22 protein-coding genes are annotated in these 25,879 nt (G+C 43.0%); 11 read left to right on the forward strand and 11 right to left on the reverse strand.

The window, feature by feature from the left end:
* Window positions 1–250: 250 nt before the first annotated feature.
* From H5164_RS07350 to metB, 4 genes are all read right to left on the reverse strand, one after another.
* Window positions 251–736 (reverse strand): VOC family protein, encoded by a 486-nt coding sequence (locus tag H5164_RS07350; RefSeq protein ID WP_124015143.1) that lies wholly within the window; start codon window positions 734–736, stop codon window positions 251–253.
* A gap of 362 nt (window positions 737–1,098) precedes the next feature.
* Window positions 1,099–1,695 (reverse strand): 3'-5' exonuclease, encoded by a 597-nt coding sequence (locus H5164_RS07355; RefSeq protein WP_182755404.1) that lies wholly within the window; start codon window positions 1,693–1,695, stop codon window positions 1,099–1,101.
* A 481-nt stretch (window positions 1,696–2,176) separates the two neighbouring features.
* The gene (locus H5164_RS07360) at window positions 2,177–4,570 is read right to left on the reverse strand and encodes a bifunctional aspartate kinase/homoserine dehydrogenase II (RefSeq protein WP_182755406.1); all 2,394 of its coding nucleotides are present in this window, start codon (window positions 4,568–4,570) and stop codon (window positions 2,177–2,179) included.
* Between the two features lie 140 nt (window positions 4,571–4,710).
* The gene (gene metB / locus H5164_RS07365) at window positions 4,711–5,880 is read right to left on the reverse strand and encodes a cystathionine gamma-synthase (RefSeq protein WP_124015146.1); all 1,170 of its coding nucleotides are present in this window, start codon (window positions 5,878–5,880) and stop codon (window positions 4,711–4,713) included.
* 207 nt (window positions 5,881–6,087) lie between these two features.
* Between metB and metJ the strand changes: the two genes are divergently transcribed.
* The 5 genes from metJ (at window position 6,088) to H5164_RS07390 (ending at window position 11,295) form a co-directional block, all read left to right on the forward strand.
* Complete coding sequence (gene metJ / locus H5164_RS07370; RefSeq protein ID WP_011638970.1) at window positions 6,088–6,402, forward strand: met regulon transcriptional regulator MetJ; 315 nt, start codon at window positions 6,088–6,090, stop codon at window positions 6,400–6,402.
* A gap of 194 nt (window positions 6,403–6,596) precedes the next feature.
* Window positions 6,597–7,334 (forward strand): sulfite exporter TauE/SafE family protein, encoded by a 738-nt coding sequence (locus tag H5164_RS07375; protein WP_182696767.1) that lies wholly within the window; start codon window positions 6,597–6,599, stop codon window positions 7,332–7,334.
* 309 nt (window positions 7,335–7,643) lie between these two features.
* Window positions 7,644–7,973, forward strand: a complete 330-nt coding sequence (locus tag H5164_RS07380) for a cytochrome c (protein ID WP_124015148.1) — start codon at window positions 7,644–7,646, stop codon at window positions 7,971–7,973.
* 152 nt (window positions 7,974–8,125) lie between these two features.
* Window positions 8,126–9,838 (forward strand): DUF3373 domain-containing protein, encoded by a 1,713-nt coding sequence (locus H5164_RS07385; protein ID WP_182755626.1) that lies wholly within the window; start codon window positions 8,126–8,128, stop codon window positions 9,836–9,838.
* A 62-nt stretch (window positions 9,839–9,900) separates the two neighbouring features.
* Complete coding sequence (locus tag H5164_RS07390; protein ID WP_182755408.1) at window positions 9,901–11,295, forward strand: tetrathionate reductase family octaheme c-type cytochrome; 1,395 nt, start codon at window positions 9,901–9,903, stop codon at window positions 11,293–11,295.
* Window positions 11,296–11,387: 92 nt separating this feature from the next.
* Here the strand turns inward: H5164_RS07390 and H5164_RS07395 are convergent, their stop codons facing one another.
* The 3 genes from H5164_RS07395 to H5164_RS07405 form a co-directional block, all read right to left on the reverse strand.
* Window positions 11,388–12,368, reverse strand: a complete 981-nt coding sequence (locus H5164_RS07395) for a pseudouridine synthase (RefSeq protein ID WP_182755410.1) — start codon at window positions 12,366–12,368, stop codon at window positions 11,388–11,390.
* Between the two features lie 111 nt (window positions 12,369–12,479).
* Window positions 12,480–13,058 carry an LON peptidase substrate-binding domain-containing protein gene (locus tag H5164_RS07400; RefSeq protein WP_182755412.1) on the reverse strand — a complete coding sequence of 193 codons (579 nt, stop codon included), beginning with the start codon at window positions 13,056–13,058 and terminating at the stop codon, window positions 12,480–12,482.
* A 213-nt stretch (window positions 13,059–13,271) separates the two neighbouring features.
* Complete coding sequence (locus H5164_RS07405) at window positions 13,272–14,327, reverse strand: alpha/beta hydrolase (protein WP_182755414.1); 1,056 nt, start codon at window positions 14,325–14,327, stop codon at window positions 13,272–13,274.
* A gap of 105 nt (window positions 14,328–14,432) precedes the next feature.
* Here H5164_RS07405 and H5164_RS07410 point away from each other — a divergent pair, with 105 nt between their 5' ends.
* Both H5164_RS07410 and H5164_RS07415 read left to right on the forward strand, forming a co-directional pair.
* Window positions 14,433–14,894, forward strand: coding sequence for a YhcH/YjgK/YiaL family protein (locus tag H5164_RS07410; protein ID WP_182696771.1), 462 nt, complete (start codon window positions 14,433–14,435; stop codon window positions 14,892–14,894).
* 219 nt (window positions 14,895–15,113) lie between these two features.
* On the forward strand, window positions 15,114–16,037 hold the full coding sequence (locus H5164_RS07415; RefSeq protein WP_182696772.1) for a manganese-dependent inorganic pyrophosphatase: 924 nt from the start codon (window positions 15,114–15,116) through the stop codon (window positions 16,035–16,037).
* A 94-nt stretch (window positions 16,038–16,131) separates the two neighbouring features.
* Here the strand turns inward: H5164_RS07415 and H5164_RS07420 are convergent, their stop codons facing one another.
* From H5164_RS07420 to H5164_RS07435, 4 genes are all read right to left on the reverse strand, one after another.
* Entirely contained in the window at window positions 16,132–16,536 is a 405-nt protein-coding gene (locus tag H5164_RS07420) for a DUF1850 domain-containing protein (protein WP_182755416.1), read from the reverse strand.
* Window positions 16,536–18,593 carry a TRAP transporter permease gene (locus H5164_RS07425; protein WP_259396760.1) on the reverse strand — a complete coding sequence of 686 codons (2,058 nt, stop codon included), beginning with the start codon at window positions 18,591–18,593 and terminating at the stop codon, window positions 16,536–16,538. Before H5164_RS07425 ends, H5164_RS07420 begins: the two co-directional genes overlap by 1 nt.
* 100 nt (window positions 18,594–18,693) lie before the next feature.
* Window positions 18,694–19,647, reverse strand: coding sequence for a TAXI family TRAP transporter solute-binding subunit (locus H5164_RS07430; RefSeq protein WP_182696774.1), 954 nt, complete (start codon window positions 19,645–19,647; stop codon window positions 18,694–18,696).
* A gap of 329 nt (window positions 19,648–19,976) precedes the next feature.
* The gene (locus H5164_RS07435; RefSeq protein WP_182755418.1) at window positions 19,977–21,254 is read right to left on the reverse strand and encodes a glycerophosphodiester phosphodiesterase family protein; all 1,278 of its coding nucleotides are present in this window, start codon (window positions 21,252–21,254) and stop codon (window positions 19,977–19,979) included.
* A 163-nt stretch (window positions 21,255–21,417) separates the two neighbouring features.
* Between H5164_RS07435 and H5164_RS07440 the strand changes: the two genes are divergently transcribed.
* From H5164_RS07440 to H5164_RS07455, 4 genes are all read left to right on the forward strand, one after another.
* On the forward strand, window positions 21,418–22,059 hold the full coding sequence (locus tag H5164_RS07440; protein ID WP_182755420.1) for a DsbA family protein: 642 nt from the start codon (window positions 21,418–21,420) through the stop codon (window positions 22,057–22,059).
* A 202-nt stretch (window positions 22,060–22,261) separates the two neighbouring features.
* Window positions 22,262–22,939 (forward strand): monofunctional biosynthetic peptidoglycan transglycosylase, encoded by a 678-nt coding sequence (gene mtgA, locus H5164_RS07445; RefSeq protein WP_182755422.1) that lies wholly within the window; start codon window positions 22,262–22,264, stop codon window positions 22,937–22,939.
* Window positions 22,940–23,255: 316 nt separating this feature from the next.
* Window positions 23,256–25,190 carry a radical SAM protein gene (locus tag H5164_RS07450; RefSeq protein ID WP_182741220.1) on the forward strand — a complete coding sequence of 645 codons (1,935 nt, stop codon included), beginning with the start codon at window positions 23,256–23,258 and terminating at the stop codon, window positions 25,188–25,190.
* 211 nt (window positions 25,191–25,401) lie between these two features.
* Window positions 25,402–25,836 carry a dCMP deaminase family protein gene (locus tag H5164_RS07455; RefSeq protein WP_124015161.1) on the forward strand — a complete coding sequence of 145 codons (435 nt, stop codon included), beginning with the start codon at window positions 25,402–25,404 and terminating at the stop codon, window positions 25,834–25,836.
* Window positions 25,837–25,879 lie beyond the last annotated feature (43 nt).

The raw sequence follows: 25,879 nt of genomic DNA on the forward strand, positions 1-25,879 counted from the left end.
TCTGCATATGTCTGCAAGCCTTTATCAAATCACGGTGTGATAAACCATCAAACTGACAATAAATGAGTTTCTTATGCGGTTAATAAAAAGCGAGTGTTACTCTGATGAAGCTGGTTAGCTTATTTAATCAGTTGATATATTTTAAGTTTCTCTGCAAAAATGCTCAAAAGTAACCTCAGAAATGTTTCCCATGACATAAAAAAGCTACCATCTAGGTAGCGTTAAAGTAATACGGATATCGTTAAACAAATTACTCGTAATCAGTAGAGTAAGTTTCTTCATAGCTGTGCGAGTAAAGTTCAAACAAGTTGCCAAACGGGTCTTCTAAGTAGACCATTTGTGCTAGCTTACTGTCGTCTTCTGGGTGGTAGCGCATAATGTCCATTCTTACTTTACCGCCATATTGCTCCGTACGCGCAATAGCGCCTTCAAAGTCATCTGTTTGCAAACAAAAGTGGAAGATACCAAGACGGGTAAAATCAACTTCGTGACGTTGTTGACGATCGATCATTTCAAACATCTCCACACCAATACCGTCAGTCGTGACTAAGTGTGCAATGTTAAAGCCTTTAAAGCCTTCACCAAAAACGGCCACACACATTCTGCCAATAGCGGTTTTACGTTCTTCTTGAACCTTAGTGTTACCCATCACCACTCTTAGTCCCAGCGCTTTAGTATAAAACTCAACCGCTTTATCCATGTCGCCAACCATCAAACCTACATGATTCATTTTCATAACTTACTCCTAAATACTATTGATTCGTCTTTGTTCGATGGCGTAATCTTACGGCGGACAGTGAATGAATAAAAATTATCAAAACTTATCTAATTGATAATTTAAATTTATAACACTTTGATAATCACAAAATAGAGATTCTCAAGCAATGATATAGCTTTAGCCAACAAGACAAATTCAACACAGCAGAGAGCTTGAGAACCAACGAGTAGAAATCAAGCAACGGGTTTAATAGGTGAGTGATTAAGCGCAGAGGCAGTGCAGGAAACTTGATGACCCTAACTAATTGTCAACAAGCTTATTTATTTGGTCAAATAAGCTAATGTTGTTTATTAAATTAATTGGTGAGAGGCTCATATTCTTTAGGGAGATGAATGGCTCTGTCTTTCTATTTCGAGAGCAATTAATAATGCGCTATGTGCATCATTTGCGGCGTATCTTTTCTGATGATCGTGTAAGGGGAATATTGACCAATTGGATTGTTGTGCACTCTTAGATAGCCGTTGATTAAAAAACATCGCAACCGCAACTCTAGCGCCAACGCGTTGTTTAACTTGCGCAAAACGCATCACCTTTGAAGAGAGTTCTTCTGTATTGATTAATTTAATGCCAAATTTTCTAAAAAGAAGTTTTTTATCTTCTTTCAATCCAAAACCTACCTTCTTTATTGTCGGGTCAGATAATATTTCAGCGATTGCAGTAAAGTTTTCATAAAATTTTGTAGGAAATAAGAATACTTTAGATTTTGTGGCTATCTGGATTAAATGAGGTCCATCACTGACCTCACCTTTTACAAAACAAGGTTTGCTCTCTGTATCAAACCCTAAACAAGAATGAGTTCTTAACTCCGCTATTGCATTTATAAAGTCGGCTTTGTTTGTAACGACGATAATATTCTCTAAACTAATACCGTCATAAAGGGGTAAATCTCGAATTTGTTCCTTTGTTGGCCTTTGCATTGGATATCCTTTTGCCCAGAGAGTCAGTACTCATGTGTGGCGATATTGATAAGAGCATAAATCGCTAGTTGGCTTTATCCAAAACGGTAATGCTAACTAACATTGAGGCCGTTGAAAACTTCCCATAACAGAATACGTGAGCAGTAGGATAAAACCCTGTCGCGAAGTGTTAGCTTTCCAGGAAATGTTGATCGGGCGCTAAGGGTTTGCAAAAGAGTATAAGCGCTCTTCCCCTTTACTCTGTTATGAGCCAAGCACCACTAAGCTGGCCGCTGGCCATAAGTACAAAGCAATAAATAATAGTGCTGGATTCCGGCTCACAAGCATTGCCGGAATGACGAAATAGTGAAATATCAAAATGACTAAATAGTGAAGTGTCGGGCTGACGAAATAGTGAAGTGTCGGCATGACGTTGATGGCCGCAGGCCAAAAAAGCTAAACCCCGGCTCCAAAGCGTTACCGGGATGACAACTTAACTGACCTACTCTTGCAATAGGTCTTTGCAGATATGCACTAAATCGGACTGCACCGCTGCAGCAGTCACCTCACGCCCGGCCCCTGGTCCGCGGATAATCAAAGGGTTACCTTGATAAAACGTACTGCGAATAACAAACACATTATCGCCTGGGGTTAAATTGGCATAAGGATGATGATTATCCACCCACTGCAAACTCACTTCAGCTTGTAACTCACCTTCCACTTTATCCAACGAAGCCACATAGCGCAGTACTTTATGTTGCTCTGTTGCGGCGACATATTGCTGCAACAAACCATCATCTAATTCACTGATGCGTGATAAAAAGTCTTCAAGTGATAACTCTGCTAAGGCTTTGGGCACTAACGAGTTAAGACTGATATCATCTAATTCTATCGCCAAACCAATCTCGCGCGCCAAGATTAACAACTTACGTTGCATATCGCGGCCCGACAAGTCATCACGCGGATCAGGTTCTGTAATACCTAAACTTCGAGCGTGGAGTACTAATTCAGAAAACGGTTTACTGCCGTCATAATTTTCGAACAACCAACACAAGGTGCCGGAAAATATGCCACCAACGGCCTCAATTGTGTCGCCACTGTTACGTAAATCATTTAATGCATGTTGTATTGGTAAACCGGCGCCACAACTCGCGTTATAACGCCAAAACAAGCGACGATTACTGAGTTGCAGTTTTAATTCGCGATAAAAAGGTAATGGCCCAGAGCCGGCTAATTTATTCGCGCTCACCACATGAATTCCGCGGGCAAATAACTCTGGATATTGTAAGGTTAACGCTGCACTGGCACTGATATCGAGTGCGACAATTTCATCGCATGATAACAGTGCCAACTGATCAAACAATTTGTCATAATCCCATTCAATGCCGTGCTGCTGATAATCTTGTTGCCATTGCTCGAGATTAATTCCGTCATTAGAGATTAAGGCTTTTTTCGAGCCGACTAAACCCACTAACTCAACAGTAGCCTCAAGTTCATGATCCAATGCAGGGCTTGCGCGTTTAAATAAATCAATCCACGCCTCACCTATATTACCCACGCCCAACAATAACACTCCGATGCGCATTCTTGGCCCAGCGCAACGACGATGCACTTTCTGAGTCAATAAGCTCACTTGAGCTTGCGGCACTAAGGTGACTAAACTCAGTGAATCTTGATAAACAGGTTTAGCATCGCGGCTAAGTAATCGGGCAAAACTGCGTCTAAAGTGATGCGCATCAGCACTGACAAGGGCCACTAAACCTAAATCAGTTTGGGCACTTAACTCGTCAATACCAAACTCACTGCTGTATTGCGTCAATAAGGCCTGTACTTGTTTCTGGCACTCTAGGGTAAGTGCAAGTTCAATCTTATTCTGTGCTAGCGACCAATAAGCTAAAGGCGTAATGCCAACGTTATCTAAAATAGTCAGTAACGGCTCAATGTCAGCGTTCATTTTAAAACTAAACAACACCACTTCATTTAAGTTAGTCACAACGGGTGCACTGGCTGATGAACTCAGTGGAGCAATTAAGGTAAAGTCAGTGTGTGAAGCATAACTGGACCGCACGGCTAAACTTACGTGAGTATTAAACAATGGCTGTAAGGTACGTGAGTGCAACACAGGCGAGCCTAGACGAGCTAAGCGATCCGCTTCTGCTAGTGACATACTCTTAAGTAATTTAGCGTCATTAATTTTATTCGGGTCGGCGTTAAATACCCCTTCAACATCAGTCCAAATCGTCACACGCTCAATGTCGGCTAAACTGGCAATTAAGGTAGCACTAAAATCTGAACCATTACGGCCCAACAATAACGTATCACCATGACGATTAGCACAAATAAAACCTGTAATAACTAAACGCTCTTGCGGATGCAAAGCGAGTAAGGCTTGTACTTTTTCACGCGATTGCGCCACTAAAATATTGGGAATAGCACCTTCGTCTGCAACCAAAATAGAACACGCATCCACATGAGTGGCTGTTACGCCCATTTCTCTCAGCAATGCGGCCATAAGGCGTGCAGACCAACGCTCACCAAAACTGACCACTTGGTTTAATTGGTAGTCATTACGCTGCTCTAAAGACAATAAACTGACTAATTGCGATTTGTCAGTCGACAGGCGCTCACGTAGGTCACGAGCCAGCTCATTTGATAATAACTGTTCAATTAATGTCTGCTGATAACTAATCAGCACTTGAAGCTCTTCTTGCCATAACTGACCGCTGTCACGCAGAGTGAGTAATTTGTATAAAAAGTTAGTCGTCTTGCCGGCGGCCGATACCACAACTAAATCATCACTTTGACCATGTGTAAGCAAAATATGGGCAACACGGCGATAGCAATCTGCATCCGCTAAACTTGAACCACCAAACTTATGTAAATGACTTCGCGTCATTACTAACTCCTTAAACAACTAAGACTTTTATTGCGACGGCTATACTTCTAATTTGAAATAAATAGTGTGGCAAGTGCATATTTTCTATTTTACTTTATTTGGCCGGAACCACAGCAAACTTAAACTCGAATTAAGCCAACTCAAGCTGATTTTATCGCTGTAACAGCGGCGAGACCGGCTTGAATATCCGCGAGCAGGTCATCTGCATCTTCAATACCGACTGATAATCTCAGTAAAGTGTCTTTAATACCAGCCTGTTGCCTTGCCTGTGGGTCCATTGCACGGTGAGTCATGGTGGCAGGAACAGCAACTAAACTTTCCACTCCGCCTAAACTTTCAGCAATACTAAACAAAGATAATGCCTGTAAAAAGGCCACCACTTCAGCTTCACCACCGGTTAATTCAAAACTTAACATAGCGCCAAAACCTTGTTGTTGTTTTGCGGCAATTTCGTGACCCGGATGGTCTTTTAGACCTGGATAATACACCTTGGCAACCACATCACTGGCATTGAGTAATTCTACAATTTTTTGCGCATTACGTTGATGCTCACGAATGCGGACTGCCAGCGTTCTTAAGCCACGTAAGGTTAAATAGCTATCAAAAGCAGAACCGGTTAATCCAAGGGTGTTTGACCACCAATGTAATAATTCACCCACTTCAGCATCTTTAGCCACCACAGCGCCACCGACCACATCACTGTGACCATTAATGTATTTGGTGGTTGAGTGAATAACGATATCGGCCCCCAACAATAAAGGTTGTTGTAATATTGGCGACAAAAAAGTGTTATCAACCGCCACTAACGCGCCAACCTCATGGCAAGCGATACTGATCGCATTAATATCGACTACCCGCAGTAATGGATTTGATGGCGTTTCTAACCAGACCATTTTGGGATTTTGCGCTATCGCGTTGCCCAGCGCTTGCGCATCAGTTTGATCAACAACCAATAACTTAAATTGACCTTTTTTGGCCAGGTTAGTAAATAAACGGTAACTGCCACCATAACAATCGTGCGGCACAACCAATAAATCATCTGGGCCCAACAAACTGGTCACTAAGGTAATGGCCGCCATGCCGGTACATGTCACCACACCAGTTACACCTTGCTCAAGTTTTGCAATCGCCTCACCTAATATACAACGCGTCGGATTACCTGAACGGCTGTAGTCAAACTCGCGAGGATTAGTGTGGCCATCAAATGAATAATTGGTCGATAAATAAATCGGCGGCACAATAGCACCATGTTGTGTGTCTGTTTCTATACCCTGGCGAACGGCCAAAGTGGCACTTTGATACTGAGTCATAATTGATTCCTAAAAAGTCACAAACACACAATAGATGTCTAGACGTCCAAATTTACCGAAGAGTTCTCCCCGAGTCAACCAAAATAGCCGTTTAGACGTCTAAACATCGAGAAATCTATTTGCATCGGGATTAAATAGTAGCAATAATTTGACTAGAGATTGTAACGGTTTAAAATCTGCAGCGTATTTATCGTTAAGGGTAAGTTAATGACTGAATGGAATGGCGAATATATCAGCCCATATGCCGAACACGGCAAAAAAAATGAACAAGTAAAAAAAATTACGGTTTCTATCCCTTTAAAAGTATTAAAAGTACTGACAGATGAGCGGACGCGTCGCCAGATAAATAATCTGCGCCATGCAACTAACAGTGAACTGCTATGCGAAGCATTTTTGCACGCGTACACAGGTCAACCATTACCTTATGACGGTGATTTATCAAAAGATCAGCCTGATAGCATTCCAAGTGAAGCGAAAAAGTTAATGGATGATATGGGTATCGAATGGGAAGAGCTCGAATAACCTACAGGTTAATGAATCCCTCACCGACTTTAAAACTGCCCATTGATACCAATCCTTATTGAAGTTTGCTCTTTTAGCGAAAATGATTAGCGTGGTATTCGAGGCAGTCTTTTAAAGGCAAAGTTGCTGTACGCCTAAAATAGATCCAATTTCAATGTGGATTGCTATAAGCAGTAATATTTTAAAGAGAAATTATGATGTCATTTATCGATCCAACCACTTTGATACTGGCATCAATTATTGTATTTTTTGGCGCGCTAACCCAAAGCTTAATTGGCTTTGGGTTAGCCGTTGTAGCAAGCCCACTACTGTATATTGTTAATCCTCAATTAGTTCCTGTTCCTATTATTGCCATGGGTTTTGCAATCTCTGCAATGACCTTGTTTAGAGAGCGCGGCCACCTGCAGTTTAATGGATTACAATATGCCTTACTGGGACGTGTTCCAGGAGGATTTTTAGGTGCAGGGTTATTACTGTTTGCACCACAAGCCATACTAGGCTTGGTGATTGCAGCAATCGTGTTTATTGCCGTTATCCTAAGCGTCTTTCGCTTTACCGCACCAATCAATCGCATCAGTTTATTTATCGCTGGGGTATTTTCGGGCATATTTGGCAATATCGCTGCGATCGGCGGCCCACCAATGGCCATTTTACTTGCCGGTCAAGATGCCAGTCAATTTAGGGCGGCGCTATCAGCCTTTTTTGTCTTTAGCTCATTAATCGCATTGGCTATTTTAGCCGTTGTCGGCTTAGTTGAAGTAAAACATTTATGGCTATCACTGCTATTACTCCCCTCAGTCATTGCAGGCTACCTTGTCTCTGGTCGATTAATTGGCCGTGTCGATAAAGAGAAAACCCGGGCTGCGACATTAATATTGTGTAGCATTAGCGCAACAATATTAGTAATAAAGTCGACAATCGCATTAATTTAACGCCACTCACTGATTCTCTTTATCAAATGACCTTCCAACAAACAGGGCTGCACATTATTTTATGTGGCTGAATCCCTGTCACTAAACGTTAATTTATCCTCTAGCAAACTATTACCCTCTAGACAATAGATCTGCATCACACCAACTCCATTAGATTTTTATCAATTAACTTTTTTTCAATTAGTTTTTTCTCATGGATATGATCTACTTCAAATTAACACTAACTCCTTTTAGGTAACATTATTTACAGCAAAACAATAAATATATGTTGCCAAGGCACCAGCCATAAAAAGCTTTGTAGAGGATAAAATGATGAACATTTACGTTAAAGTTGGTATTGCAATCGCGATTGCATTTTCTCTTGGTAGCCAAGTAATGGCTGCAGAAGGTGGTAACCCTAAAAAAGGTAAACATCTTTATAAAAAAGAATGTAAAGCTTGCCACAGTGCCAATAGTGAAGGCAAAGAGCTCACCCCTATGACCAAAACCATGAGCCAGTGGGATCGCTTTTTCACCCGTGATATGCATAAAGCCAAACCTGCTGTTTTCGAGGCGCTATCAGAAAAAGACTTGAAAGATATTCAACAGTTTTTATATGACCACGCAGCCGATTCAGACCAACCAGCAACCTGTGGCTAAGTCATTACAGCTTAGGGCCTTGTCGTCTTAAGCGTCAACATCAGCCAATAACCAAACTGACAAAATAGTGAGGCTTAGCCTCAGGGATTTTTACACCAAAAATTTGCCACATCAGCTTATACATTTGGCAAGTTTAGGGGGAGAGAAAGATGATGAGAACTCTGATATCAATACTTGTAGCTAATGCGCTTTTCATGAGCGGCGCTAGCTTAGCGGCAGACACCGATGCACAAAAAATTGCCGATCTTAAACAACAACTGGCCACCATTACCGAAGATCTTGACGACTTAAACTCACGGGTTGATAAAACTGAGCGCCATACGGCACTGGACAGAGTGTCCATCACTGGTGACTTTAGAACCAAAGCACACTCATTACATTATCAAAATGTCACATGGAACCCTGCCATGAACGTTAACTTTTCTGATTTTGGCGCGAAAGCCATGTCAGGAGCATTTGGCGATCCAAATAGTGCCACCTCACCATTGGGCCAAATGATGATGGCTAATCCTGATTTAGCCAGCGCGTTTCAAAGCGGTATGCTGCAAGGCATTATGCCAATGGTGTTAGGCCAAAAAACCCAACAAGATATTAATAACGACATATTTTACACTACCCGGTTACGCCTAAACATTGATGCCAAAGTATGGGACAACGTCAGCTTTGCCGGACGCTTAACCATGTTTAAGAGTTGGGGAGACTCAGCTGGGGTTAAAGTATTCGACTCGTGGAACTCATTCACCATGGATGGCACCAGTAGCGGTAGCACCAGTGGTGATGAGTTAAAAGTAGAGCGCGCCTATTTTAACTGGAAAGATATTAACGATAGTGGCGTTTACCTCTCTATTGGGCGTCGTCCTTCAACCTATGGCCCACCAAGCCATTATCGTGAAAATGAACTCAGAGGCGGCACACCGTCAGGCCACTTAGTCAATTTCAACTTCGATGGTCTTACCTTAGGTTACAACTTAGGTGATATCACAGGTATTGAAGGGCAAACTGTACGTTTTTGTTACGGTCAAGGCTTTGAGTCACAGTACGGTAATGGCGAATTGTTTGGCGACATCATCACTAAAGACACCCACCTCGGCGGGTTTAATATCGACGTGATTAATGACGGTAACCATTTCTTACAGTTCACCTTATTCGGTGCTAAAGATGTCAATGATGGCTTTACAGGCACCATGGCATTCCCAACTCAACTGGCAGGTATCTTTGCCCCAACCATGTATCAAGACATGCAAAAATTTGACAACTTTAACTTCGTCACCCGCGTGCAACCAAGCGGTGTGATTGGTGATATGTACTTAGGTGGACTTGGTTATGCCTATGAATCCGATGACGATATGAAAGTGTTTGCTTCACTCGGTTGGACTCGTGCAGAACCTAACGGCAATGCCGGTTTATTCGGCGGCATGTTAAGCGATGCGGTATTTGAAGCCGAACTTAATAGCACAGGTACTGAAATCATTATGGTGCCAAAAGAAACCGTTGATAGCGACACCAAAGACGGTTATGGCATTTATGTGGGTATGCAAATCCCTGCCCCCTTCGGTAAATTCGGCTTGGAATATAACTATGGTTCTAAATACTGGAGTCCCTTCACCCAAGCACAAGACGACCCAATCGGCAGTAAGTTAGCCACCCGCGGTCATGTTGCCGAAGCCTATTATATCTTTGATATTAATCCAAAAATGTTTATCAAGTTAGCCGGTTTGTATTACGACTATGAATATACCGGAAGTGGCTCACCAGTGGGTGCCCCTCAGAAAATTGACGATGTGATTGCCGGTAGTGCCTACTCAATGTTGCCTGTGGTTGACACTGCTTATGACGTCAATGCCTCACTGACCGTTAACTTCTAACACTCACTTAACCTTCTAACTTGGCCCCCCTGAGCACAAGCTCAGGGGTAAGGACAAACACCATGAAACTATTATCAGCACTGGCTGTATTATTGTTATTAAGCAGTAGTGCGCAGGCTGCCTTTAACCACAAAGAGGCATTACAAGGGCCTTTTACCAGCGGCACCGAGGTGACAACACAATGCTTAACTTGCCATCAAGAACATGCCGAAGAATTTATGAAATCTTCGCACTGGACTTGGGAGTTAGAACAAAAACTGCCAGGTCTTACAGTTAAAAGAGGCAAGAAAAATAGCATTAACAACTTTTGTGTGTCGATCTCTGGCAATGAACCACGTTGTACCAGTTGCCATGCTGGTTATGGTTGGAAAGATTCTACATTTGATTTTAAAGACATGACCAAAGTCGATTGCTTGGTATGTCATGACACAACAGGGACGTACATTAAAGATCCAGCTGGTGCAGGTGAACCGTTAGCCAAAGTCAATTTAACGAACGTAGCACAGAATGTGGGAGCGCCCGTGCGTGATAATTGCGGCAGTTGCCACTTCTACGGCGGCGGTGGTGATGCCGTTAAACATGGTGATTTAGACTCATCGATGGCTTACCCAGACAAGGCAACCGATGTCCACATGGACACCGACGGTAATGACTTCCAGTGCCAAACTTGTCACGTCACTGAAAATCATCAAATCAGCGGTAACGCTATGGGCGTATCACCTGGTGGTGAAAACAAAATTGGCTGTGAAAACTGCCATGATGCCGCGCCTCACAAAAATAAAAAGCTTAATACACATACTGCAACAGTAGCGTGTCAGACCTGTCATATACCGTCATTTGCTAAAAATGAACCCACTAAAATGCGTTGGGACTGGTCAAAGGCAGGACAAGATCTTCCTGAAACTACAGACCAATATGGCAAGCACACCTTTATGAAAAAGAAAGGCAGCTTTATTTGGCAAAAAGACGTTCCACCACAATACGCTTGGTTTAACGGTCACGCAGATGCCTACATGGCGGGCGACAAAATTGATCCAACTACAGTGGTAAAATTAGCTTTTCCATTAGGTGATATAAAAGACCCTAAAGCTAAAATCTATCCATTTAAAGTGCATACAGGTAAGCAAATATACGACACCGAACTCAACATATTACTGACCCCTAAAACATACGGTAAAGGTGGTTACTGGACTGACTTTGATTGGGACTTAGCGGCCAAGCTGGGTATGGAAGCGAACCCAACCATGGTAGAAAAAGGACTTAAGTACAGCGGTAAACATGGTTTTGTTGAAACCGAAATGTGGTGGCGTATCAACCATATGGTGTCACCAAAAGATAAAGCATTACAGTGTAATGACTGCCATAACAAAGGCCAACGTTTAAACTGGCAAGCCCTTGGTTATGATGGCGACCCAATGAAAAACAGCAAAGGGATTAAGCACGCTAAAGCAGAATAAAGTCGCATAAATCTCTAGTGTAAAAGACGAGTATCAAACCCAAAACCGCCATCAACATATTGATGGCGGTTTTTTTAGTCGTTAAAAATGGACTAAAAAGCTAAACCTTGGCACTGGAAATCTTGTTCAATACCACTGACAGGATCAATAAAACGCAAGCGTTTAGCCAATAACTGTAATGGTTTATCAAAATTATCCGGCCCTTTAGGTTGTAACACCGGATAAAAGCGATCATTGATGATAGGCATGCCCAGACTCAGCATATGTACTCGTAATTGATGAGTTTTGCCAGTAATCGGGCTTAACTCAAATAATCCTAAATCACCTTTTACTGCCACTAAGCTGATTTCAGAATGGCTATTGGCCTCACCTTCAATCACCTGCATAGTAAAGCTTGGGTTAGCTGGGGCGATACGATTTTTCACCGTCCAGTGGATAGGTAATGCACAGCTATTATCAGCTAATTGAGTCAATAATTGCGGGGTTATCTTTGCAATGGCCTGATAGTTTTTAGTGATGTTGTCATCTAAAAACAATTGATGATAAGCATGCCGAGTTTGCGGATTGAGTGTCATTAACATCACCCCTGCGGTGTCCTTATCGAGCCGATGAGCGGGTGCAACAGTGTCAATTTGTGTCGCAATACGTAATCGATGTACTAGGCATTCGTTAACGTAATTACCACCTGGCGTTACAGGTAAAAAATGCGGCTTGTAGACGATAATGGTATGACTGTCTTGATACAGTACTTGCTCTGCAAACGGCACTTGCGTTTCGGCTAACACTTCACGGTAATAATATACCCGCGCAGTAGCTTGATAAGCACTGTCAGCGGTAATTAATTCACCATTTAGCCAATGCACTTTGCCATCGTTAATCCGCTGTTGCCATACACTGACATCGATTTGCTGAAAATGATCGACCAAAAACTCCAACACAGTTTGGTATTGCTTGCCCGCTAACTCAGTCGCGCGTGGTAACACAATATACGAAGGTTGAGCGGCAATGGCGGCGGTTGCTGTTTTGGAGGCTGATTGAGTGTGACTCTTGCTATAGTTTGCTGAATTAGGCATAAATAACTTGGCTATATGAAGATAACAAATGGCAAAATGATAACGCTATCTTATCAGGCTAGGCCCAGATTGTATCTTGATTATCACTATCTCAATAAGCCACGTAATGCGTCATACATCCACATGCGATTTAAGCAACTGCAGGACAAAATCCATGGTTTTATGGCAGTTAGGTTGCTCGACAAGAATCAACTTATCGCGATTATACATAGGTAAGACTTCTAACCAACGCTGACTAACCCAAGTAGCATCTTCTAAATGAGTTTGTGAATACAATTCCAGTAAATCTGGATTCACTTGATAAAATTGATCCAGTGCGGCACTGATAATTTCAAACTCGCCCGCAATGGGTTCATGATCCCAATTAGCACAAGGAAGCGCGCGGGCTATCCAGCAACCGTCGCGTTTTTTTGCTGCAGATAATATTTTAAGCCGCTGTAAACCTTCAATAATAATGCTTAAAGAGCCATCATCTAACTGGTTGAAATCAATGATATTACATTGGGTAACGGCAATGTAACAAGGCGGCTCACTATTGAGTTTCAATGGCGCGAATGCTAAGCCATAGTGGCCTTTGAGTAAATCGGCAACCATGCGTAAATCGCTCGGTGTCACCACTCGAATTTCAAGTCGACCACCTGGCAATAACACTCCATCTTGGATAAGTAATGCCACTTCTTTTGTTTGCATAACAGCCTCCTACACCATAGGTGAAGTTACTGAACTAAAGTCAAATCAATAAGACAAGTGTAGCAGTGGTTAATATTTCAACAACTTAAGCAGTGTAAATAATGCTTATTACCGACGGCACCAGCCATTTACACTTGGTCTTATTTCAATAGACCTAGTTCAATAAGACTATCTTTCACAAACAGCACAAAAAACACTCAGAGAGTGGCCACTTTACAAACGTTCAATACGATCCATTATCGTGCCAGAGGCGACTATCTCGGCAAATTCATCCGCTAATATTTGACTTTGTTGTACACTTTGCTGCCAATAAGCAATACGAGTTGGGGTATCTAAATGCTTAAAATCTTCACGGTCTGGAATTTTACTAAAGGGTAAACTGGCAATAAATTGCTTACTCGGTGCTAAAATTAAGCCATTGTGGTAATTGGCTTTGGCTTTGCGCCATAAAAGGGATTTATCAAACCAGCCGGGGCTCATATAAGGATAAAAGTGCGGATATAAACTCAAGCCAGTTGCTGCGGGTAATGGCATATCAAAATGGTAATCGGTAATGCCGCCATCGTAATAATGGCCTTTTGGCGATCCTTGCAGGTCTTTAACCGGATCAAGCAGCAACGGGATCGATCCACTGGCCAATAGTCCATGACGAATATTGTCTTGGGTTAATTCAACATGCTTAGTCGGCAAATCTTTTAAGCGCCTAAAAGGTGATGCATCATCTTTATGGCTCAGAATTACCCGCTCAAAATGCCAACCTAAGCTTTTACGATTAACCACATTACTCACAGCCGCCATCGACAGCCCAATCATTAAGCCAAACTTGGCCTGAATGCGATTTAAATGCCGAGCGCGGCACGCCACCATATGATGACGAATTAACGGATTAGCAATAATATCAGCACCTTGCTGCTCACCCAGAATACCATCCACAATGTGCAATACTTGGGCACTGACTTGTTCACGCGTTGGTTTTTTTTGGTAATCTTGATGGATATAAAAATGTTCTAATCTTTCATAAGCCGCTAAGGGATCTTGTTGTGCCATACAAGATAAGCGCCATGCGCCCGACGAGGCGCCCATGGTATAGAGTGGATCTTGGCGTTGTTTAAAAAACTCACTAAATAAATATTTATCTAAGCCCGCTATCGCCAACCATTTAGGCCCGCCTGAAGCAGCAAAAATCTGGGTAAATAATGATTGTTGCAAGCCGTTCGCTTCAAGTTGTTCGTAAGCAGTTGGTCCAGCAAGTAAACGTAATGCAGGCAATGTACAATCCTTCTTATATTTGTAATGCTGATATCTTGCTAAAACTGTATGCTTTAACGCTAACACGCTATGATGTTTTTGTGATTATTATCTTACGGAATTTTTATGATTGTTGATACTTTAACTAACCGTCACCTATATACGTCACTCAGCCCGAGATTAGCCAAAGCCTTAGCCCATCTTGCCGAGACCGACTTTAGCCAACTTGAGGTAGGAAACTACCCAATCGAAGGCAAAGATATTTTCGTTATCATTAATGATTATGAAACTAAACCCAAAGAAACAGAGCCATTTGAAGTTCATCGTCAATATATTGATGTGCAATATGTGGTTAGCGGTGAAGAAGAGTTTGGCTATTTACCTTTAGCCAACCAAACCCCTTCTAAGCCATATTTTGATAAGCATGATTACGCCGAATTCGATTTTCAATCGAACCAAGATGACGCAGCATTTATTCCGCTAAAGGCGGGGATGTTTGCGCTATTTTTCCCTGGTGACATTCATATGCCTGGTACGAGCGCAACCCCACAGAAAGTCCGCAAAGTAGTCATTAAAGTTCGAATTTAATGGCCTTACATAAAAGATAGCTAAGTTCATATGTGCTATTTTAGGTTATAGAATACAATAGGCCTTGAGACTCTTAGCTTGGGGCTTTTTATTAATGGATGACTCAAATCATTAGTAATAATACTCCGGTGATGCGCTAAACAACTCAAGTGGTATTTTTTAATGCTATCAGGATTAATCCTTGTTAAAATCATGGTAACTTTATAGGAGAGTGTTTCAATGGCAATGTATGTAGTGGGTCACAAGATCCCTGATTCAGATTCAATTTGTGGTGCAATCGCATTAGCATATTTAAAAAACCAAATCGGTGAACCAGCTATTGCTGCCCGTTTAGGTGAGTTATCACCAGAAACCGCATTTATTTTAGAGAAATTTGGTTTTGAAGCACCTGAATACAAAACCAGCTATGCTGGTGAAGAAGTCTACATTGTTGACCATTCAGAAATTACTCAAGCACCAGATGATATTGCTCAAGCAACTATCGTCGGTATTGTTGATCACCACAAATTAGGCGATCTCACCACTTCTACTCCGCTAGAATGTTGGATTCGCCCAGTTGGTTGTAGCAACACAGTAATCAAAATGATGTACGATTTTTACCAAGTAAAAATTCCAGCAAACATCGCTGGCATCATGATGTGCGCCATTTTAAGTGACACTGTCATTTTCAAATCACCAACCTGTACCACTGCAGACATTCGTTGTGTCGAAGCATTAGCTGAAATAGCGGGTGTTGAAGACTTTAAAGAAGTCGGCATGGACATGTTTAAAGTAAAATCAGCAGTTGAAGGCACGCCAGCACGTGACCTAGTTATGCGCGATTTTAAAGACTTCAACATGAACGGTAACTTAGTTGGTATTGGCCAATTAGAAGTGATCGACTTGTCTGTATTTGACGACATCAAAGCTGATTTAGAAGCTGATATAGCTAAATTGAAAGTCGAAGGCAATCGTCACAGCGTATTATTACTGCTAACCGATATCATGAAAGAAGGTTCAGAAATGTTAGTGGTTTCTGATTCAGCAGATTTAACCGAGCGTGCTTACGGTAAGCCTACCGTTGATGGCCGCGTGTGGTTAGACGGCGTATTAAGCCGTAAAAAACAAGTTGTACCTGCACTACAAGATGCATTTGCAAAGTAAGTCGTGGTAAAAAATTCAATAAAAAAAGCTGAATCAATTGATTCAGCTTTTTTTATGTCTAATACATCTTATCGGCATTGTTAACACACCAAACTCATACAGGTATATCACAGCCCCATAGCTCAATGGAGGGCTGTTTAGTGGTAGGCTCACCGACCCAAAAGCTCATTGGGTGGCATTGTTGCCCAGCCTGAGCCGATGAAACACATAACTGAAAATCCCCCGCTTCTGGAGTTCGGCCTAACTTTAGTATTGGCAAAATAGGTAAATTGGGTTTGTAGTGCCAACTGCCATCTTTTAACACCGCATCGGCAGGAATTTCCATCCCTGCACCACTGCCTTTTACCCTGGCTTGTTCTAAAATAAAACCTTTATTCGTTAAACGATAATCTTCGGCCCAACGAATTTTTTCAATCGTGTGCGTCCAAGACAGAGTCATTTGTTCAGCCGGCAATTGCGCCCAAATAGTGCCAGCTAACCCTAAACATAACCCTAGCATTATTCGTCCTGCGCTAAACGTTTGAGCTTACGAGCGCGCCATACGTGGTGTAAAATAAATGCCAGAGCTAAACCAAAGCCTAATTCATCACTTAATGGCGTCGCTAAAATCAAACAGCCACCAGCAACAAAGCCTAAAATACGTTCCCACCAATAAAGGTTTTGTAATAAGTAGCCGGTAAAAATCACCCCCCAAATACCAATAGCAACGGTTGCTTTAAGCACTACAAAAATAGTCTCTAGCACACCGCCACTTTGGAGCATTAACGCGGGGTCGTATACCGCCATAAAAGGAATAATAAACCCAGCAATCGCAATACGAATAGCCCACAAACTGATTTTTAAGCCTTTCTCTTTTGCTATTGGCGCGGCCGCGAAACACGCTAGCGCAACCGGTGGAGTCAGGTCAGCCATAATGCCAAAATAAAACACAAACATGTGCGACACAATTAACGGCACACCTAAGTCGAGTAATGCTGGAGCAGCTATTGAACTGGTAATAATGTAATTAGGAATCGTGGGGATCCCCATGCCTAAAATAAGACAAGTTATCATGGTCAATACTAACGATAAAAACAGATTATCTTGGCCCACCGCCAAGATATATCCAGCAAAAGTAGAGGCTATACCCGTAAGTGAGACGATACCAATAATCACCCCCACCAGCGCACAGGCAATACCTACAGGCACGGCATGACGGGCACCTTCAACCAATGCATGTAAACATAATATTAAGGTTTCTTTGCCGCCTTTAACAAACCAACACATCACCATCAGTATGGCAATGATGCCAAACATCACCCCTATGCCCAATTGAAAGAAGCCAGCACATAACACGCCAAGTGCTATCCAAAAAGCAAAACGCATCACAGCAGATGATACATTTAAAATTATCGCCGAACCTAAAATCACAATGGCGGTCAGTGCTAAACCTACCATGCCTGAAAACAGTGGCGTACGCCCAGAGAACAACAAGCCAATCAAAATAAATAACGGAATGAGTAAGTACCAACGTAACTTAATCGCCGCCCATGGATCAGGACATTGATCTTTGGGTAAGCCAGATAAATTGGCGCGTTTGGCCTCTAAATGCACCATCCAAAATACTGAGCAAAAGTACAATACCGCAGGGATCATCGCCGCTTTAGCAATTTCAATAAATTGCACGTTAATGGTTTCGGCCATAATAAAAGCCACAGCGCCCATAATCGGCGGCATAATTTGGCTACCCATACTGGACGTGGCCTCGACCCCGCCGGCAAAAGCTGAACGATAGCCAAAGCGTTTCATAAGCGGAATAGTAAACTGTCCAGTGGTGACCACATTAGCAACCCCCGACCCGGTAATGGTGCCCATGAGTGCCGATGACACCACAGACACTTTTGCTGGCCCACCGACTTTGTGACCAAATAAGCCCATGGCAAAGTCGGTGAATAAACGGATCATTCCGGCTTGTTCTAAAAAGGCACCGAACAAAATAAATAAGAAAATATAAGTCGCTGAAACATAGGTTGGTGTGCCATATAAGCCTTCTGTACCAAAGGCTAACTGGTTAACTATTTGGTCAAAACCATAGCCCCGGTGCATTAATTCACCCGGTAAATATTCGCCAAACAAACCATAAGCTAAAAACAAACCACAGATAATAGGCAGTGCAATGCCCATCACTCGCCTTGCCGCTTCAAACACTAACGCAACTAATACCACACCAATTATCATGTCATTTTGGGTTAAGTCACCAGAGCGTTGAATTAAGTCTGCTTCAAACACCCATTGATACACAGCAGTTGCCATACCCGCTAAACCGAGTAGCCACGCCAAAGGTTGCCATGGCTGACTCTTGCCCATACCGGGGTAACTGATAAACACCACTAATAATAAAAAACCCACGTGCACTGCGCGTAATACTTGGGTTGAAACCGGATGAAATGCAGCTGTGGTAATTTGAAAAATTGAAAAAATCAGCGCCACAAAAAACAATGCTTTTGGCCAATCGCGGGTATCTGCACTTAAGCCATGTTCAGACATAGTAGTCTGGTTATTGGATGGATCACTCATGGTACGCCTCTACACTTACTACAGCTAAAATCGGTGTGTCTAAAAAACAACTAAGCGCTTGCTTAAGGTTAAGCAAGCGCTCACAAAAAGAAGCATAAGATTACAGTGCATTCACTTCTTTGTAGTAACGTTCAGCACCTGGATGTAATGGGATGGGTAAGTTTTTAGTAGCCGTTTCTAAGCTTATGTCTTTCGCCGCAGAGTGCGCTGTGCCTAAACGGTCAAGGTTTTCAAACATCAACTTAGTCATTTGATAAGCAATTTCATCAGAGACCTTACTGTGGCTCACAAGTAAATTCTGAATCGCCACGGTACTGACATCTTCCGTTTGACCTTCATAAGTATTGGCTGTAATCACTCCGACTTGGTAAGCAGGATTATTGATTTTAGCCACCACATCAGCAGGGATCTCAACAAAGTTAATCGCCATTGTTGCTGCTAAATCTCGAATGGCTGCCATACCTAGGCCAGATGATTGCAACGTCGCATCCAATTGACGGTTTTTAATCAACTCAACAGATTCGGCATAAGGCAAAAACTCGACTTTAGCCATATCGTCATAACTTAAGCCGGCAGCGCTGAAAATAGCGCGTGCGTTTAACTCGGTACCTGATTTTGGCGCGCCGACAGAAATGCGTTTACCTTTTAAATCTGCAAGGCTATTAATCCCAGCGTCTTTATTGGCGACAATTTGAATAAAGTTTGGATAGGTTGCCGCAATCACACGTAACTTATCCAGTGGTTTGTTAAAGCCAGCGTCAGCATCACCAGCCCATGCTGCAGACACAGAATCACCTAATGCAAGGGCTAACTCACCTCGTCCCGCTTGTAATAAGTTAAGATTTTCAACAGAAGCTTTAGTCGCTTGAACAGAAGTTTTAGAGTCCTCAATACCCTTGCTATAGAGTTGTGAAAGTGCAACTCCAATAGGATAATACACACCACTGGTTCCGCCGGTGAGGATGTTAATAAATGTCGGCGCAGCCATAACAGCGGTACTAATAGACAGCGCAGCAGCTGCGCCAATCATGCAAAAACGTTTAGTTAATTTCATCCTGCAATATCCTTATTTTTTATATTGTTATCAGTATTATTGTGCTGTAACACTACCACTGTCATCCAATACTGCCTATATAGACTAAAGGCTAACAACATGGTTGTAGATTGAATTTATTTACTATTTCAGTCACTTCAATAATGCTTCGACACGTAACCTAGGCAATGATCATCACCCATTGTGTATCGCTAATCGAACCGTGAGTGATTAATACCGCACCATAACGAGTATAGTGAATAGAATAAAAAAGGTGCCAACAATGTTGGCACCTTTTAAGTCAATCCTGTTTACCCCATTTAAACGCGGGATAAGCATGCTGTTAAACATTACATATTCATGCAATTTGCATAATAAGTTACCGTTGCAGGCCAATCGGAAAACACACCAATAACACCAACATCTTTAGCCAGTACATCTAATAACTCAAAAGTGTCGCCTTCGTTATCTATAGCATCAGCAATGCTTTGATAATACCAACCGCCCCCACCTTGACTCAGTGGGCCAGAACGCTCAAGAGACCATGCGATAATTTTTAAGCCTGCTTCATTAGCCGCGTTGGCATATTCAGAAGCTATGATGGCCTTGTTATTATCTAAGGTGACTAACATCCATAAAGGTGGCGCGATAATTTTCACGCCATCAGCGGCTAAGGCATCCATACTCGGTGACCAAGTCGCGCTGTTTTGCGGATCAAATCCAGCCTGCTCATCGCGGCCATCAAGGTAAACCGCCTGCTCGGCAAACTCTGGCGCATTGGCTATCCAATATTTTACATCGTCTAAATTAAATGACTGCGGGAATACCTGTGATGCATCGACACCTGCGGCGGCATATTCATCTAGCATTTTTTGGGCATAATCTTGCTGAGTAAATCCATCATAAGGCATGCTCACACTGGCCGATTTAAGCTCAGGGGTCATCTTTACACCTGCGGCTTTAAACAAGGCTATACTCTCAGCATGGGTCATTAAGGTGCCATTACCCGCATATAAATCGGTGCGCCAGTTTGGTGTACCATCAATAAACTCTGCAACCGTGGTGGCCTTAGGATTAAAGCCATCCATTTTGCCTTTTAAGGTTTTAAATTCAGCCAGCGTAATATCACTTGTACAACAGGTTGCTGTAGCACTAACGCCATTAGCGGCATCGGCAGGTGAAAACGGCACCGAACATTTATTGGCAAGCTCAGGGATTGCGAGAATATTCGTCGTCGTTGCTAAGTCGCACTGTGAATGGCGACATACCAGCGCTTTGTCGGCTGTAAAAGTGACGTCACACTCAACAATACCGGCACCGGAATCAATAGCCGCTTGATAAGATTCTTTGGTGTGCTCAGGAAATTGCATCGAGGCACCACGATGGCCAATGGCAAAGTCAGTGCGGTAAAATGGTCCAGTCTCGCATTGGGCTAATTGAGTTTTTAATTCACTGTCTTGCATTTGATCGACTAAAAATAACGGCCTAGGGCCGACTTGCGCGACAACACTTTTATCTACCACTGCTGAAGCCGTGTCATTATTGTCGTTACTGTTACAGCCTGAGACCCATAACATACTGGTTAAAATAGAAATAATGCCCAGTGTTATACTTTTTTGCCCTGTCATTTTAGTACCTCCGTGTAGTAATGCTGTAATGCATTGTTTGTTAAAATTATCTTACGCAATGAATATGACTAAAATAGCGAACTAATATGACAATATTAGTATCTACTGTATTTAAGATAGATTGAGTTGCTAGGCTGCAAAGCAATTAATAAAGAGAACCATAATGTCAGATACAACACTCTATTATGTACACGACCCTATGTGCAGCTGGTGTTGGGGATATCGCCCCACATGGGACACCCTCCAAGCCCAACTGCTGCAGCAATTTAACCAACAACTGACAATAAAATACTTAGTTGGCGGTTTAGCACCCGATTCTGAACTGCCTATGCCACAATCCATGCAGCAAATGCTCCAACAAACTTGGCACAAGATAGCTCAACAATTGGGGACTCAATTTAATCACGACTTTTGGCAGCACTGCCAACCTAGACGATCAACTTATCTGGCCTGCAGAACCACTATAGTTGCACGCCAATATGGACTTGAGCAGCAAATGATCAACTCAATCCAACAGGCTTATTACCTGCACGCGCGCAATCCATCTGATATTGGCACCTTAACATCTATCGCCACTCAATTAGGCATCCCGGCAGATCTTTTTAACCAGCAACTAAACGCCAGTGAAACAGAAGAGCAATTAATCACAGAAATTAACCTTGCCCGCCAACTGCCTATTCAAGGATTCCCCTCGTTAGTATTGATGGTTGCTAACGACGCCTATCCTATTAGGCTTGATTACCAACAATGGCAAACGAGTTTAGCCGACATCCGTACTATTTTATCAAATCCTCCAGCTTGTTGAGGTTGTCATAAGAACACATTTTTATGCCATGGCTTACTGTTGTGGCTTAATCCAATCTGTACACTGAGACCAGATAATCTGTCTTTTAGATATATAATCTGCACGACATTGATTAGCATTTGGTATTGATGGTTAATATCCTATACTCTTGCACGTCGAAAACGACACAGACCTAAAGGCTAATGATAACAAGAGGCAGTGAATGGCAGATCGTAAACGAGGTTTTTTCGGTTGGACATGGTTTGTCATGTGGCGGTTGTTGCTATTACTGACGCTATTATTATTGCTGCTACGATTTGTGCCACCACCGACTACGTCATTTATGCTGCAAAGCCCTTATCCAGTTACCCAGCACTGGGTCAGCATTGATAAGTTGCCGTCGCAAATAGCGCTGGCAATGGTTGCCTCAGAAGATCAGCGTTTTCCAGAGCACTTCGGTGTCGATTTCACTGCTATCAGTAAAGCCCTTAACCAGTCAGACGATGGCGAAGGCCTTCGCGGGGCTAGCACTATAACCCAACAAACGGCTAAAAACCTTTTGCTATGGCCGGGGCGAAGCTTTATTCGTAAAGGTCTGGAAGCGGGTTTAGCCTTGAGCCTTGAGGTGATTTGGGGTAAAAAACGTATCTTAGAGGTGTATGTAAACGTGGCTGAGTTTGGCAAAGGAATTTACGGCGTAGAAGCAGCCAGCCAGCATTACTTTCATAAATCGGCACGCAATCTCAGCAGTAATGAAGCTGCGCGGCTGGCAGTGCTACTACCAAGCCCTCGTAAACGCGATCCCAATAATTTAACCCCTTACCTTCGCCAGAGAGTCGTCTGGGTTGAACGACAAATGAAACAACTTGGCGCAGGCTATTTACGCCCTATTATTAATTAACGCTAACACCTTAAAAAGGGTCAGATGAAGATTGAGTCCATCTGACTCGAGCACTTTATCGGCAAGCCTCAGTATCCTAATCGCATGATTCGCAAACTATTAAGGTCGACACTGACGACTATTCATCCTTGAGTGACGCTGCATATAGTCAATCCTGATGAATTAAAGAGCTGTTGCTCAATCAACCATTATCTAATTTACGGGGCTTTTTTACAGGCCATTTGTTAGAATTCATTATTATGTTGTGGCCGCAGTGTTTGCTGCCATTATTCTGCTTCGCAATAAGCATTCAGGTTTTACTATTTAAAGGCAGGTTATGACCGTTCTTCTAATGACTCCACCTATGACTCAGCTGAATACACCGTATCCAGCAACAGCGTATTTGACCGGTTTTTTACGCTCACGAGGCTATGAGGCGGTGCAACGAGATCCTGCGATTGAGCTGTTTCTTGAGATGATGACGGCGCCTGCGCTAGAGATTATTCGTCAGCACGTGGAAGAAAACTTCGAGCATTTTGAAGACGATGAACTGCCTGATGTTATCTTCAATTTTCTGGCTGAGTTTGAGCGTTATCATCTGACCGTAGAGCCCGCGATTCGTTTTTTACAGGGTAAAGACCCCAGCCTAGCGATGCGGATTAACTCGCGCCGCTTCTTACCTGAAGGCCCAGCGTTTGATGCAATTGCTCAAATGGAAGCCGTATCTGGCGATGTGTTGCAAGCGGCCTTTGGTAATTTAGGCGTACAAGATAAAGCTAAATATCTCGCGACACTGTTTATCAATGATCTGTCGAACGTCATCACCCAAGGTGTTGACCCGTATTTTGAAGTCAGCCGTTATGGCGAGAAATTAGCAGCGGCCAACCCAAGCTTTGACAACCTTTACGACACTCTAATGGGCGAACCGAGTTTCAGCTCTGAAATTTTGGAGCAGTTGGTCGAGATGTATCTGGAAGACACGCAACCGAGCGTAGTCGCACTAACCGTGCCGTTTCCCGGTAATATGCTCGGCGCGTTACGGATTGCGCAAACCTGTAAGGCCATTAACCCTGATATCCCTATCGTCATGGGCGGCGGGTTTGTTAATACCGAACTGCGCGCACTCAAAGACCCTCGGGTATTTGAGTTTGTCGACTATATCTGTCTAGACGACGGCGAACGTCCCTTAATCACCCTACTAGAGTACTTTGAAGGTAAGCGAGAGATAGACGAGTTAGTGCGAACTTACTTTCTCGCCGAAGATGAAAATGGCCAACCTTATGTCCACTTAAATCAGAATGATCAGCTGCACGATATTCCGCAAAGCGAAGTCGGCGCACCGATTTACGACGGCCTGCCACTGGGCGAATACCTGTCTTTGTGTGAAATGCTCAACCCGATGCACCGTATTTGGAGTGATGGCCGCTGGAATAAACTCACCATAGCCCATGGCTGTTACTGGCGCAAATGCAGCTTCTGCGACGTTAGCTTGGACTACATCGACCGCTACGATACCGCAGGCGCCGATGTGTTGGTTGACCGAATTGTAGAGCTTATCGAAGAAACCGGACAAACAGGTTTTCATTTTGTCGATGAAGCTTTACCGCCAAAAACCTTATTTGCGTTTGCAAAACGCCTTATAGAACGTGGGGTCGTGATCAGTTGGTGGGGCAATATCCGTTTTGAGCGCACCTTTAGCCCAGACCGCTGCCAGTTACTGGCAGATTCTGGTTGTATCGCGGTCAGCGGCGGCCTTGAAGTGGCGTCAGACAGACTACTGAAACTAATGAAAAAAGGCGTGAGCGTTGAACGAGTCGCCCACGTGACTAAAGCCTTCAGTGACGCGGGTATTCTGGTGCATGCCTATTTAATGTATGGTTTTCCCACACAAACCGAACAAGAAACCATAGACTCATTGGAAATGGTGCGTCAGTTGATGCAGCAAGGTTGTTTCCAGTCCGCCTACTGGCACCGTTTTGTCGCCACGATCCACAGCCCTATCGGCATCAACCCAGAGCAATTTGGCATCACCCTTGCTGAACGTCCTGAAATCTTATTCGCTGAAAACGATGTCGACTTCACCGACCCAACAGGTACCGATCATGACATGCTTGGCGAAGGGCTACGTAAAGCGCTTTACAACTATATGCACGGTATCGGTTTTGATCAGCCGATGAGCTTTTGGTTTAACCAGCCTCTCGCACGCACTACGATGAAAAAAGACCTGATATCAAAAGCTGTGAATAATTTTATTTTGAGCCATGAAGAGTAAGTTCGGGCTCTCTCATTGAAATAAGTCAACGCAACCTAAAGAATTGGCAGTTAAATTCAGCTTTACAGGCGCACTATGACCCTACTTATATAACAAAGGATAAGTGGGTCCAAGATTAGAATATTGAAGGTTGAAGGTTGATTTATCACTGTTGTGCATAGAGAATAGCAGCCAATTAAAGTGATACATAAAGCATAGGAATAGCAATAAGATGATGACAAAATGGGCGATACGCTTTTTACAAATGGCCGAGCTCGTAGCATCTTGGAGTAAAGACCCCTCCACCCGAGTTGGCGCAGTAATCACCGAAAACAATCGCATCGTCTCTTTAGGCTTTAATGGTTATCCTCACGGAATATCTGATAGTGCTGAAACCGATAACCGTGAAATGAAACTGCTAAAGACACTTCATGCAGAAGAAAATGCCATTCTCCATGCAAAACGAGATCTCAGTAGCTGTGAGATTTGGGTGACTCACTTCCCTTGTCCAAACTGCGCCGCCAAGATTATCCAAACTGGATTGCGCGCCGTACATAGTCCACAACCCAACGAAGATTACCTGTCACGCTGGGGAGATAAGATTAAAGTCAGCCAAGATATGTTTGAGCAAGCTGGCGTTCAAGTCGATTGGATGCAGCTAGATTAACTAAGCAGGGACTATGCTCATATAAGTGGGGTCAGAACGAATG

The organism is Shewanella sp. SG41-3 (assembly GCF_014164545.1).
In the GTDB taxonomy this organism is placed as follows: Bacteria; Pseudomonadota; Gammaproteobacteria; order Enterobacterales; family Shewanellaceae; genus Shewanella; species Shewanella vesiculosa.